The organism is Sulfitobacter rhodophyticola (assembly GCF_041281685.2).
Lineage (GTDB): Bacteria > Pseudomonadota > Alphaproteobacteria > Rhodobacterales > Rhodobacteraceae > Sulfitobacter.
Map to the genome: position 1 here is coordinate 845,074 of NZ_CP166251.2, position 12,376 is coordinate 857,449.

Annotated in this window: 13 protein-coding genes; 7 read left to right on the forward strand and 6 right to left on the reverse strand. The window is 61.4% G+C overall.

The genetic code is table 11. The features are described from left to right. Positions 1 to 68 precede the first annotated feature (68 nt). Entirely contained in the window at positions 69 to 986 is a 918-nt protein-coding gene (locus AB4X18_RS05145; RefSeq protein WP_370399090.1) for an MBL fold metallo-hydrolase, read from the forward strand. A gap of 126 nt (positions 987 to 1,112) precedes the next feature. On the opposite strand, the gene AB4X18_RS05150 is transcribed toward AB4X18_RS05145, so the two are convergent. Continuing rightward, a complete protein-coding gene (locus AB4X18_RS05150; protein ID WP_370399091.1) occupies positions 1,113 to 2,519 on the reverse strand; it encodes an MORN repeat-containing protein in 1,407 nt (468 codons plus the stop codon). A gap of 161 nt (positions 2,520 to 2,680) precedes the next feature. Between AB4X18_RS05150 and AB4X18_RS05155 the strand changes: the two genes are divergently transcribed. The 3 genes from AB4X18_RS05155 to AB4X18_RS05165 all read left to right on the forward strand — a co-directional run bounded on the left by AB4X18_RS05155 (position 2,681) and on the right by AB4X18_RS05165 (position 5,789). Then, positions 2,681 to 3,094: a GFA family protein gene (locus tag AB4X18_RS05155; protein ID WP_370399092.1), complete on the forward strand. Its 414-nt coding sequence runs from the start codon at positions 2,681 to 2,683 to the stop codon at positions 3,092 to 3,094. Positions 3,095 to 3,173: 79 nt separating this feature from the next. Then, complete coding sequence (locus AB4X18_RS05160) at positions 3,174 to 4,832, forward strand: NAD+ synthase (protein WP_432817147.1); 1,659 nt, start codon at positions 3,174 to 3,176, stop codon at positions 4,830 to 4,832. Positions 4,833 to 5,015: 183 nt separating this feature from the next. Continuing rightward, on the forward strand, positions 5,016 to 5,789 hold the full coding sequence (locus AB4X18_RS05165) for an alpha/beta hydrolase family esterase (RefSeq protein ID WP_432817148.1): 774 nt from the start codon (positions 5,016 to 5,018) through the stop codon (positions 5,787 to 5,789). Here AB4X18_RS05165 and AB4X18_RS05170 read toward each other — a convergent pair. Beyond that, entirely contained in the window at positions 5,786 to 6,466 is a 681-nt protein-coding gene (locus AB4X18_RS05170) for an ArsR/SmtB family transcription factor (RefSeq protein ID WP_370399095.1), read from the reverse strand. The genes AB4X18_RS05165 and AB4X18_RS05170 overlap by 4 nt on opposite strands. A 70-nt stretch (positions 6,467 to 6,536) precedes the next feature. Between AB4X18_RS05170 and AB4X18_RS05175 the strand changes: the two genes are divergently transcribed. Both AB4X18_RS05175 and AB4X18_RS05180 read left to right on the forward strand, forming a co-directional pair. Further along, positions 6,537 to 6,860, forward strand: coding sequence for an NIPSNAP family protein (locus AB4X18_RS05175; RefSeq protein ID WP_370399096.1), 324 nt, complete (start codon positions 6,537 to 6,539; stop codon positions 6,858 to 6,860). After that, positions 6,857 to 7,204 (forward strand): antibiotic biosynthesis monooxygenase family protein, encoded by a 348-nt coding sequence (locus tag AB4X18_RS05180; RefSeq protein ID WP_370399097.1) that lies wholly within the window; start codon positions 6,857 to 6,859, stop codon positions 7,202 to 7,204. The genes AB4X18_RS05175 and AB4X18_RS05180 overlap by 4 nt, the downstream gene beginning before the upstream one ends. 2 nt (positions 7,205 to 7,206) lie before the next feature. On the opposite strand, the gene AB4X18_RS05185 is transcribed toward AB4X18_RS05180, so the two are convergent. Further along, positions 7,207 to 8,094: an alpha/beta hydrolase family esterase gene (locus AB4X18_RS05185; protein WP_370399098.1), complete on the reverse strand. Its 888-nt coding sequence runs from the start codon at positions 8,092 to 8,094 to the stop codon at positions 7,207 to 7,209. Between the two features lie 63 nt (positions 8,095 to 8,157). Here AB4X18_RS05185 and AB4X18_RS05190 point away from each other — a divergent pair, with 63 nt between their 5' ends. Next, entirely contained in the window at positions 8,158 to 8,574 is a 417-nt protein-coding gene (locus AB4X18_RS05190) for an acyl-CoA thioesterase (RefSeq protein WP_370399099.1), read from the forward strand. Positions 8,575 to 8,580: 6 nt separating this feature from the next. On the opposite strand, the gene AB4X18_RS05195 is transcribed toward AB4X18_RS05190, so the two are convergent. The 3 genes from AB4X18_RS05195 to AB4X18_RS05205 are packed head-to-tail and all read right to left on the reverse strand — an operon-like array spanning position 8,581 to position 12,369. Then, entirely contained in the window at positions 8,581 to 9,864 is a 1,284-nt protein-coding gene (locus AB4X18_RS05195; protein ID WP_370399100.1) for an NAD(P)/FAD-dependent oxidoreductase, read from the reverse strand. Positions 9,865 to 9,875: 11 nt separating this feature from the next. Continuing rightward, complete coding sequence (locus AB4X18_RS05200; RefSeq protein WP_432817149.1) at positions 9,876 to 11,498, reverse strand: GMC family oxidoreductase; 1,623 nt, start codon at positions 11,496 to 11,498, stop codon at positions 9,876 to 9,878. A gap of 10 nt (positions 11,499 to 11,508) precedes the next feature. Continuing rightward, entirely contained in the window at positions 11,509 to 12,369 is an 861-nt protein-coding gene (locus AB4X18_RS05205; protein ID WP_370399101.1) for an ABC transporter permease, read from the reverse strand. Positions 12,370 to 12,376 lie beyond the last annotated feature (7 nt).

Below are 12,376 nucleotides of genomic sequence, written 5' to 3' on the forward strand. Positions count from 1 at the left end.
AACGGCGGTCTTGGCCTTCCCCTTCAATGCGCTAACTTTGTAAGATGATAACATTGAAAGGAAGCCCCATGCGCCTGACCCGTCGCCAAACCCTCACCGCCGCCGCAGCCCTGCCGCTTGCCGCTGCCGCCGCTGCCACCAGTGCCCGCGCAGGCGCCCCCATGATGGGCGTGGCCCCTGCCCCGTTCAACCGGGTAAAGCTCGGCGCATTCGAAATTACCACCCTGCTTGCCGGAACACGGTCCGTGCCTGATCCGCAAAACATCTTCGGCATGAACGTCGACGCAGAGACATTCGCCGCAGCCTCCGCCGCCGCCAACCTGCCAACAGACGCCGCGCAGTTCTTCTTTACCCCCACGCTGGTAAACACCGGTGCCGAACTTGTGCTTTTTGATACGGGCCTGTCTGCCGAAGGCACCCTCGCCGCCGTCACGGCCGCGGGATACACCGCCGATCAGGTCGACATCGTGGTCATCACCCATATGCACGGCGACCACATCGGTGGGATGATGAACGCAGGCGCGCCAACCTATCCCAACGCGCGCTACGTCACCGGGCAGAAGGAATATGACGCCTGGGCCAAGGCCGAAAACGACGGCTTTGACGCCAACATGCGCCCCATGGCCGAACAGACCACCTTCCTCGATGCAGGTCAGGATGTGGTCGCCGGCATCACCAGCGTCGCCGCCTTCGGCCATACACCGGGGCACATGACCTACCGCCTCACCTCCGAAGGCAAATCCATGCTGCTGGGGGCCGATTTTGCCAACCATTATGTCTGGTCGCTGGCGCACCCCACCTGGGAAGTGAAATTCGACATGGACAAATCTGCCGCCGCTGAAACCCGCAAGGCGCTCCTGTCGATGATGGCGGCTGAAAAAATGCCCTTCGTCGGCTACCACATGCCATGGCCCGGTATCGGCTATGTCGAAACCCGTGGCGACGGCTTCCACTACGTCCCGCACAGCTATCAATTGATGCTTTAGTCCGACGCCCTTCATCCTTCCAAATGGTTAAAAAACCTGGGGAGTTTGAGGGGCTAGCCCCTCATCAACAAAAAAGGATCGCGTGCAGCTTTGCTGCTCAATGGGATCACGGCGTCCGGTACGAACTCAACCGTCCTGCTGCAGCGCCCCGTTCTCCCACTGGCCGGAGGCTTCCTCTCCGGTTGCATAGCGCATGGTGCCCGCCCCCTGCCGCTTGCCGCCGATGAACGTTCCCTCATAGACGTCGCCGTTGGCATAGGTGGCAATCCCCTCACCCTCAATCTCGCCGCGTTGCCACTGGCCCACATAGGTAAAGCCGCTGGGCATGGTGATCTTGCCCTCTCCATGGCGCTGGCCCGCGTCAAACTGGCCCTCGTACACCGTGCCGTCAGGATAGGTCGCAACCCCGGTGCCGGACCGTTCGCCATCGGCCCAGGCCCCTTCGTAACGGTACCCGTCAGCATAGGTCATGACCCCCTGACCGTGGTTGCGCGCGTTCCTGAAACCACCCTCATAGACCACCCCGTTGGCATAGGTGGCGCGTCCCTCGCCCTCGATCACACCAGCCACCCAGCCGCCTTCGTATGTCGCCCCGTCAGGATAGGTGATCTTGCCCTGCCCATCGGCCAGATCATTGCGGAAGCTGCCCACATAGACCGATCCGTCGGGATAGATCACCTGACCCTGCCCCTCGATCTGACCCGCGACCCACGATCCTGAATAGACATATCCATCCGCGCCCGTGAACGTGCCTTGCCCGTCGCGGCGGTCATCCTTGAAATCACCTTCGTAGGTGTCGCCGTTGGCATAGGTCACCTTGCCCTTGCCCTCGCGTCGGCCACCGGCAAGCTGGCCTTCGTAGACATCGCCGTTGGGCTGGGTCAGCGTGCCGGTACCGTCGATCTGACCGTCCTTCCACAAGCCGACATAGGTCAACCCGTCGGGCATCGTGAGCGTGCCCTGACCGGCCCTCTTGCCGACCACGATATCGCCTTCGTAGACCGCACCATCGGGATAGGTAATCACCCCCGTGCCCTGCTTGATCCCGTCGATCCAGTCGCCTTTGTACTCATACCCGCCTGGGCTTTGCATCACGCCCTTGCCATGGTGCTTGGCATTGCGAAACTGCCCCTCGTAACGCACGCCATTGGCGTAAAGCGCCACACCCTGCCCGATGATTGCGCCCGCTTCCCAATCGCCCTCGTAGGTGCCACCATCGGCAAAGGTGATCTTGCCAAAGCCATCGGGCTTGCCCTTGGCAAAATTCCCTTCGTAGACCGACCCGTTGGGAAAACGCGCCACGCCTTCTCCCTTGATCTCTCCGTCGACCCACGCGCCGGAATATTCATAACCGTTGGGCAGCTTGTAGGTGCCGGCGCCATGCTGCAACCCGCCCTTGAAGGTCCCCTCATAGACCCCGCCATCGTCGTATTGCTTGGTGATGACTTCCGAGGTGCTCTGCGCACTTGCGGGCAGGGCCAACAGCGAAAGCGAAAGGAAGACAGCATATGTCAGGCGGGGTGCGGGGGTCATATCACTACCTGTGGTTGGCGGGCGCGCGGCAAGTCGCACGGGGTTCTGTCAAGCCTATGCAATGGGGGCAAAGGGGGCAATCCACTTTTGCGCCCGCGCTGCCTTGCTGTCCATGCCCGCCCATGTGTAAACCGGGTTAAGCACTTCGAAGGATTGAACCCATGCCCGACCCCACTGAATTTTCCGGCCGCTGCTACTGCGGATCGCTGCGTTACAAGGCGGGCGGGCCAGTTCAGCTCAAGGCGCAATGCCATTGCCGGGAATGCCAGTACATCAGCGGCGGCGGACCGAACTATTTCATGATCCTTCCCGCCGCCTTCTTCGAATGGACCAAAGGCACCCCGCAAACCTTTGCCCGCAGCGATCTGGAAAACCCCGTCACCCGCTGCTTTTGCGGCACCTGCGGTACCCACATCCTGACGGAGCTGACAGATGGCGAACGGGTGGTCTTGAAAGTGGGCACATTGAACGATCCGCTGGTCTACGGCGGGCCAAAGATCGCCATCTATACCTGCGATGAACAACCCTTCCACGTCACCCCCGGCAACATCGCCCGGTTCGACAAGCTGCCCTGAGCCTGCGCCAAATCGCCCTTTGGGGTTTAACCCCAGCCTTGATCTGCTACATCAACGCGCAACATCAAAGGGCAACCATATGGCAGACCGTTTCCGCATCACCCTGGGCCAGTTGAACCCAACCGTCGGCGACCTGGCCGGCAATGCCGCGCTTGCGCGTGAGGCATGGCAAGCAGGCAAAGCAGCCAAGGCGGATATGGTGGCCCTGCCGGAAATGTTCATCACAGGCTACAACGCGCAGGATCTGGTGATGAAGCCCGCTTTCCAGCGCGATGTGATGGCCCATATCGACGCGCTCGCCGCGGATTGCGCCGACGGACCTGCGCTGGCCATCGGCGCGCCGTTGGCCGAGGACGGAGAGCTTTACAACGCCTACCTGATCCTCAAGGGCGGCAAGATCGCCAGCCGCGTTCTGAAACATGAACTGCCGAATGAGACCGTCTTCGACGAGGTCCGCATCTTTGATGCAGGCCCGCTGGGCGGCCCCTATTCGGTGGGCAACACGCGTATTGGCAGTCCGATCTGCGAAGACGCATGGCACCCTGACGTATCGGAAACCCTGGCAGAAACGGGTGCGGAATTCCTGCTCGTGCCCAATGGCTCCCCCTATTACCGCAACAAGATGGAGACGCGGCTGAATGTCATCGTCGCACGGGTGGTGGAGACAGGTCTGCCGCTGATCTACCTCAACATGGTCGGCGGTCAGGACGATCAGGTATTTGACGGGGCTTCGTTCGGCCTCAACCCCGGCGGCGAACTGGCCGTACAACTGCCCGCCTTTGACAGCACAATCGCCCATATCGACCTGGAACGCGGCGCCGAAGGCTGGCGCATCGTGCCACAGACCCCGGCGCTTTATCCCGACGATTTCGAGGCAGATTACCGCGTCTGTGTTCAGGGCCTGCGCGACTACATGGACAAGACAGGTTTCAAGAAGGTGCTTCTGGGTCTGTCGGGGGGCATCGACAGCGCCATCGTCGCGACCATCGCCGCAGATGCGTTGGGGCCCGAAAACGTTCGCTGCGTGATGCTGCCGTCCGAGTATACATCGCAAGGCTCGCTCGATGATGCCGAAGCCGTCGCCAAGGCACTGGGATGCCAGTATGATTACGTGCCGATCAAGCAGGGCCGCCAGGCGATCACCCAAACCCTCGCGCCATTGTTCGACGGCACCGACGAAGGTTTGACAGAGGAAAACATCCAGTCCCGCCTGCGCGGTCTGCTGCTGATGGCGCTCAGCAACAAATTCGGAGAAATGCTGCTGACCACCGGTAACAAGTCCGAGGTCGCGGTCGGGTATGCAACCATCTACGGCGACATGTCGGGCGGCTACAATCCCATCAAGGACATGTACAAGACCCGCGTTTTCGAGACCTGCCGCTGGCGCAACGCCAACCACCGCGACTGGATGAAAGGCCCTGAAGGCACGATGATCCCCGAAACCATCATCACCAAGCCCCCAACCGCCGAATTACGCGAAGACCAGAAAGACAGCGACAGCCTGCCTGATTATCCGGAGCTGGACGCGCTGTTGGACATTCTGGTGGATCAGGACGGCTCCATCGCCGATTGCGTGGCGGCGGGATACGACCGGGACGTGGCAAAGAAGATCGAACACCTGATCTACATTTCCGAATACAAGCGCTTCCAATCCGCTCCCGGCCCGCGCCTGACCAAGGGCGCGTTCTGGCTCGACCGGCGCTATCCGATTGTGAACAGGTGGCGCGACCCGTCCTGAATTGCCGATGGAGGGCGCGGTTTGAAAGTGCGGACGGGATTTAAGGCCAAAAAGAGGGGCGAAACCGGTGCACCTTTGCCGTCTGTGCGCAGGCAGCAACCCGGCACGCGCTTGTGAATTGACGGGGGCGCGCAATCAAGTCTGTATCAGCGTATGAGATTTCTTCTGATCTGCATACTTCTGATGATCGCCCCCGCTGCCTTCGCTTGCGGTACTGACACCAACTGTCCCGTTGGCGACCGCCACTACCGGATTTCCATGCCGGAAGGGCATGATGGCAGCACACCCGTCGGCGCGCTGATCTGGTCGCACGGCTACAAGGGGTCCGCGGCAGGCGTGATGCGCAACAGATCGCTGCGCCGCATGGTATCGGACGCGGGTCTGGCGCTTATCGCAGTTCAGGGCGTCAATGGTTCATGGGATCTGCCTTACGGTCCGCGCACCTTCAACAGCACCGGGGCGGCGGAATTTGCCTATTTCGACGCGGTGATTGCCGATGCCACGACCAGCCACCGCATCGACCCTGACCGCATCGTCGCAAGCGGTTTCTCTGCGGGCGGTATGATGGTCTGGAACCTTGCGTGTTCGCACCCCGCGCGGTTCGCAGGCTTCATTCCCATGTCCGGAACCTTCTGGTTGAAACCACCCGAAGACTGCGACGCGCCCGTACAAAACATCGTTCACATTCACGGCGATGCGGACCGCACCGTACCTCTGACAGGCCGCCCGATAGGCGAGACCAAGCAGGGCGAAGTCGCGGACGCGCTGGCGCTTTACCGCGACTTTGGCGACTTCGGCCCTGCAAAAGACGATGCAGCGGGCGATCTGTCGTGCCAGAACCGCCGCAATGACACCGGCAATGTCCTTGATTTCTGCCTGTTCGAAGGGGGGCATTCCTTTCGCACCGAACATTTGCTCCATGGCATCAACCGGTTGAAAGAAACCGGCGCGCTTTAGGGGCTGAACATTTCTTCGAAGGAACGTGTGCCAGCGGGCGAAAACCGGATGACCCGGGTCCCGGTCACCCGTTCCGCCCAGCCTTTGGCAAGGATTTCTGCCAGTACCGCCCGACCCACACTCCCTGCCAGATGCGTTTGTCGCGCGCTCCAGTCCAGACAGGATCGGCAAAGCGGGGTCTTGCTGCGCCTGAGCGCATTGATATCTATGCCGAACTTGGTCAGAACCTCCGCCCCCACATCGGTCAGTGTCACGGCCTCCCCCGTTTCGACCAAAGCACCGCGGCGCAGCAACCCCTGATAAAGCGCTATCCCCTTCGCGCCCGCCAGATGGTTGTAGCATACCCGTGCTTCGCGCAGGGCCAGATCCTTCGGCCCCGTACGCGTCCGCAAATGTCCTACCACCGCCGCCAGCCCCATCAAGGCTTCCAACGCGTGGCCCACGTCGTCACCAGCCAGTGTGAAATACTTGTGCCGTCCCGATTTCCGGCAGGCGATCATCTGGGCTGCTTCCAGCTTGCCCAGATGCGCGCTCGCCGTCTGCACCGTGACCCCGGCCTCCGCCGCCAGTTCCGTCGCGGTCAGTGCCTTGCCAGCCATCAGCGCCGTCAGGATATTCGCGCGCGCAGGATCGCCGATCAGCGCTGCAATCCGGGATATGTCAGGACCTTCTTTCATACTTCGATCTTGGCCGAAGCATTCAAGAAGCGCAATGCGCTATCTGTACGGAGCAACGAAAGGACAAAACATGCTGACCTGCATCATTCGCTATGAAATTGACCCCACCAAACACGATGCTTTCAGGCAATACGCCCGCAACTGGGGGCAGGCGATACCCCGTTGCGGTGCGGATCTTGTCGGTTATTACGCCCCGCACGAAGGCTCCTCCACGCTCGCCTATGGCATCTATAACATCCCGTCTCTTGCAGCCTATGAAGCCTACCGTGCACGGTTGGCAGACGATCCACTGGGGCGGGAGAACTATGCCTTTGCTCAATCCGAAAAATTCTTGCTCAGGGAGGATCGCACCTTTCTCACCCTTGCCTCCGCCCCACACGGCGCGCCCACATGATTGCCGTCATCTTCGAGGTCCTGCCCCACCCCGACCGCAAGGCCGAATACCTCGACATCGCCGCTGCCATGCGCCCCCTATTGGATGAGGTCGCAGGGTTCATCTCCGTGGAACGCTTCCAAAGCCTGACCGACCCCGACAAGCTGCTTTCACTCTCGTTTTTCGAGGATGAAGAGGCCGTTGCCCGCTGGCGAAAACTCTCAGCGCATCGGTCAGCGCAAGCCAAGGGGCGCGACGGGGTTTTTTCGGACTACCATCTGCGGATCGCCCATGTGATCCGTGATTACGGGATGTTGGATCGGGATGAGGCACCAAAGGACAGCAAGACAGCCCATGGGGCCTGATCCTATAGGCCGGAGAAGAAGGACCAGGTCATCCGGGTTGCATCCACCTCACGGGTCGCCGGACCCTCCAACAGGGTCTTGCGCGCGGCGGGACCGGGCCAGCCATGCCCATGTCCCTTGATCACCACCGCCTGCAATGGTGCCGCACAGCCGGAATAGTGCAAAACCTCGGCAACCGTCCCGTCGTCAACCCGGTCCACCACCCGCATCTGCGGCCTACCGTTGCAACGGTTGCGGCCCTGCCACAAAGACAACGTATCGCGGCTGGACAGGGCTCCTCCCAGCCGACTGTCCGCGCCGCGACCCTGATGCGGAGAGATCGGGTCAGCCGTCCCGTGTACGAACAGTGCCGCAACCGGGGGGCCGCCCCGGCATTGGTAATTCAGCGCGGATTTGGTTGCGACGACGGAAATACCACGCACAAGGTCCGGTCGATCACAGGCCATCCGCATCGCCATCCCACCCCCATTGGAATGGCCCGTAACGAACACCCGCGCTGGATCGACCTGCCCGCGGGCCACCAGTGCTGCGATCAGACTGGACAGAAACGCCACGTCATCGACCCGGTTGCCCGGGCTGCGCCCGTCATTCCACCGCCGCGCGCGCCCGTTGGGGTACACGACGATAAATCCTTCGCTCCGCGCCACTGCATCAAAGCGCGACTTTCTGCGAAGATTGCGCCCGGTGCCCAGAAACCCATGCAAAGCCAGCACCAGCGGGGCAGGCTTCTGCAGGTCCTGCCGACCGTCGGTGACCTGAATTGTGCGGCCCATGAACGTGTCCGCCAAAGCCGGGGACCAGATACAGGTGCAAAACGCAATCACCGCCAACAACCGCCGCACATGTATCTCCCACCAGACCTGCGCGATCCTAGCCGATACGACTTTCATGGGCTACCCAATCCCTCTGACACCCGTTAAGCAGGCGCACCCGATATTACATGAGCACCCTTCATGCCCAAAACCTTCACGACCGACCGCGAACTGCGCTTTGGAGACTGCGACATCTCCGGCACCGCCTACTTCCCGTCCTATCTGGACTTGCTGAATGGCGTGAACGAAGAATTCTGGGCCCACATCGGATATCCTTGGCACGAGATCATCTGGAAAGAACGCTGGGGTACGCCCACCGTGCACCTGACGTGCGACTTCTCGATCCCGTCGCTTTTTGGTGAAACGTTGACGTTTGAATTGCAGGTTGTGCGGGTCGGTCGGTCTTCGGTCACGCTCAAGCATCAGATCAACTGCGGTGATGAAGCGCGTTGGAACAGCACCCAAGTGCTGGCGGCGTCCGATCTGGACAAACACACATCCGTACCGTGGCCCGACAAGGTGCGCGCGACGCTGGACGATTGGCTTGTCAAACCCTGAGAGCGTTCAAATCCCCAGCCGATCCCGAACCCGATAGGCCAGCACAGACGGGGCAAGGAACCACGGATTGCCGGTATAGAAAGGCCGTGTCGGAAAGGGGATATCGTCAAAAGCCAGCGCCCCTTCCGGGTTGCCCGAAGCCTGCTGCCCGATCCGCATCCCCAAATAGCTGGCCATGCCGACCCCTGCCCCGCAATAGCCCATCGCGTGATAAAGACCCCTTTCATGGCCGCTATGCATCAGGGTGTCGAAGGTATAACCCACCAGTCCCGACCATGAATGACTGATCCGCACGTCTTTCAGCGCCGGGAATAGCCGCACCAGTTCCGCGCGCAAAAGCGGCCCCGTACGCAACGGATCAGTCTCCTTCAGGGACACGCGACCGCCGAACAGGATCCGTTTGCGGTCTGGCGAGGGGCGGTAGTAATAGACCAGCTTGCGGGTGTCCGACAGGATGCGGTCGGACGGCATCACACGGTCCATCACGTCGCCGGGCAGTTCTTCTGTTGCAATCATGTAAGACCCGATGGGGATGACCCGCCGCTGGTGCCAGCGGCTCAGCCCGCCGGTATAGCCATTGGTCGCCAGCACGACTTTCGCGGCCTGCACCGGTCCCCGATCGGTCAATACACGAAAGCCATTCTTCTGCCTTTCGATCCCTGTTACCGCGCACTGCGATAGCACCTGCGCGCCCGCTTCTTCCGCAAGGGCGCGCAACCCCTTGTGATAAAGACCTGGATGCAGACTGGCATGGTGGGGAAAGACGATCCCACCGTAATAGGCATCCGTCCCCAGTTCCGCGTGTTGCGCATGGCGCGGCACGACGAAAGCATCGGTCTTAAGCACGCCGGTGCTTTCCGCCTCCCGCGCCAGCTTGTCGTATTGCCGCGCGGTATGTGCGCCGTGGAACCGCCCGTTGGTCTGGAACTGGCAATGAATCCCTTCTTCACCCATGAACCGCTTCATGAAATCAAGCGACGCCTGCCCCTCGCGCAGGATTGCTTCGGCCCGCGCCGCGCCATAACGCTTTTTCAATACGGCAAAACCCGGCTTGACGGAGGTTGAAACCTGACCGCCATTGCGGCTGCTCGCCCCCCAGCCCGCGACCTCCCGGTCCAGCACAAGCGTCCGGCACCCGGCCCGCGCGGTCTGCACTGCCGCGTGCAGACCGGTATATCCCGCCCCGACGATCAGCACATCGACGGAAGTGGGCAAATCCCCCTGCGCTCCCGCCTCCGGCCGGGCAGCTTCCCACCAGAAGGGTTCAGGCTTGAAATCCGGTGTGAACATCGCGTCACTCCTCATGCGGTGGCGTGGTCTTGCAGGATCATATCGGCGGCTTTCTCTCCAACCATCAGCGTGGGCGCATTTGTGTTGCCTGATGTGAGCGTGGGAAAGACCGAAGCATCAACCACCCGCAACTGCCCCATCCCATGCACGCGCAACCGCGCATCCACCACATCGCTTGTGGGGTCCGGCCCCATGCGGCAGGTGCTGACCGGGTGGAATACCGTCCCCGCCCGTGCACGCGCATCGGCAATGAATTCCGCATCGCTCTGTACCTGATCGCCGGGCGCGATTTCCGCTTCGATGATGTCGGCCAGTGCGGGCGCCGCCGCCAGCTGACGCAAGAAACGCATCCCCTCGACCATCTCCTGCACATCCAGATCGGTGGACAGCGAATTGGGCTGGATCATCGGTGCATCCCGCGGATCGGCCGACGTAATCTCAATCCAACCCCGGCTGGTGGGCCTTGTCGGCTGCGCTCCGGTCAGGAATCCCGAAAACGGATCGGGATTCATCAGGGGGCGCTTTCCCGGCGGCGCCTTGGTATAGCTGACCGGAGAGAAGAAAAGCTGCATGTTCGGGCGGCTGAGACCGGCGCGCGACCGGATGAACCCCCCGCCCTGATTGACCCCCAGCGACAACGGCCCCCGCCGGGTCAGCACATACCGCATCCCGTGCCACAACTTGCCGCCCCAGCCGTGTAGCTGGTCATTCAGCGTCGGCACTTTCGACCGGTACAAGAAATCGATCCCCAGATGGTCCTGCAAATTGCGTCCCACACCGGGTGCATGACGCACCACTTCCACGCCGCAGGATCTCAGCACCCCTTCCGGCCCGATCCCCGACAATTGCAGAAGCTGCGGGGAATTGACCGCCCCCGCCGACAGGATCACCTCGCGGCCGGCAAATGCCCGATGCGTCCGTCCCCTGCAGGCATAGGTTACGCCCACCGCCTTGCGCCCTTCGAGCAGAACGCGCGTGACAAGCGCGTTCTTCACGATGGTCAGGTTGCGCCGTCCTTTCGCAGGCCCGATATGCGCCCGCGCAGCTGACATGCGAAAGCCGGCCTTGGCGGTGTTCTGATACGTCCCGATCCCTTCCTGCGCTGCGCCGTTGAAATCGGGATTATGCGGCAACTGTACCTGTCTGCCCGCATCGATGAAAGTCTGGCACAAGGGGTGCAGATCCCGGTCCATCGTGGCCACATGCACCGGCCCGTCGCCGCCGCGAAAAGCATCTCCACCCCTGTCGTTGGTCTCGGACTTCTTGAAGTAGGGCAGCACGTCTTCCCAACCCCAGCCCGGGTTGCCCATCGCCTTCCAATCCTCGAAATCCTCCTGCTGACCGCGGATATAGACCATCGCGTTGATCGAACTCGACCCACCCATGACGCGACCCCGCGGCCAATATCCGATGCGGTCGTCCAGCCCCGGGTCCGGGGCGGTGTGATACATCCAGTTCACGCGGCGCTTGTAGAACGTCTTGCCATAGCCGATGGGCATCCAGATCCAGAAATTGAGGTCAGACCCGCCCGCCTCCAGCAACAGCACGCTGTATTTCCCGCAGGCCGTCAACCGATTGGCCAGCACGCAGCCCGCCGAACCGGCCCCCACGATGACAAAGTCAAACTGCGCCACGTGCCGCCCCTCAGGTCTTGGGCGGGTCGCGCTGCACCACCACACTGATCAGCGCCAGCAACCCCGACCCCACGATCAGGAAGAACGACACCGCATTCAGCACCGGGGTGGATCCGACCTTGGCCATCCGGTCGAACATGGTGATCGTCAGCGGTGCCTCCGATCCGACAAGAAACAGCGTGGTGTTGAAGTTCTCGAACGACACGAGGAATGACACGATCCACGCCGCGATCAGCGCGGGTCGCAGGAACGGCAAGGTGATCGTACGCAGCACCTGCACCCGCGTGGCCCCAAGGTTCAGTGCCGCTTCCTCCATCTCGTAATCGAACTTCTTCAGGCGCGCCGAGATCACCAGCGACGTGATGGTGGTCACAAAGGAAAACTGACCCAACACCACCAGCAGAATGCCCGGTCGCAGGAATTCAAGCTCCAACCCAAGCCGGTCATCCACGCCGTTTGCGATGTTGCTGGCCATCACGAGGATCGAAATACCGAGGATCACGCCGGGAATGACCAGCGGCAGGATCATCAGCAGGTAAAAGAAATTCTTTGCCGGAAAGTTGCCACGCACGAACAGGAAGGCGTTGCAGGTGCCCACAAAGACCGACAGCGTCGACACCATCACCCCGATCAGGGCCGAATAATACAGGCCCCGCAACAACCGCCGGTCATGAAACATGCCCAGCTTGGGTTCGGTATCGTTGAAGAACCAATCCAGCGTGAACCCCCGCCACGGCAGCGACGGAAAGAGTGAATCGTTGAACGCGAAGGTCCCGGCCGCGATCAGCGGCGCCGCCAGGAAGATGAAGAACGCCAGCATATAAAGCCGGTACCCAAGCAGGAAACCCTTGTTCTGTGTTGAAACTGCCATCCCGCCC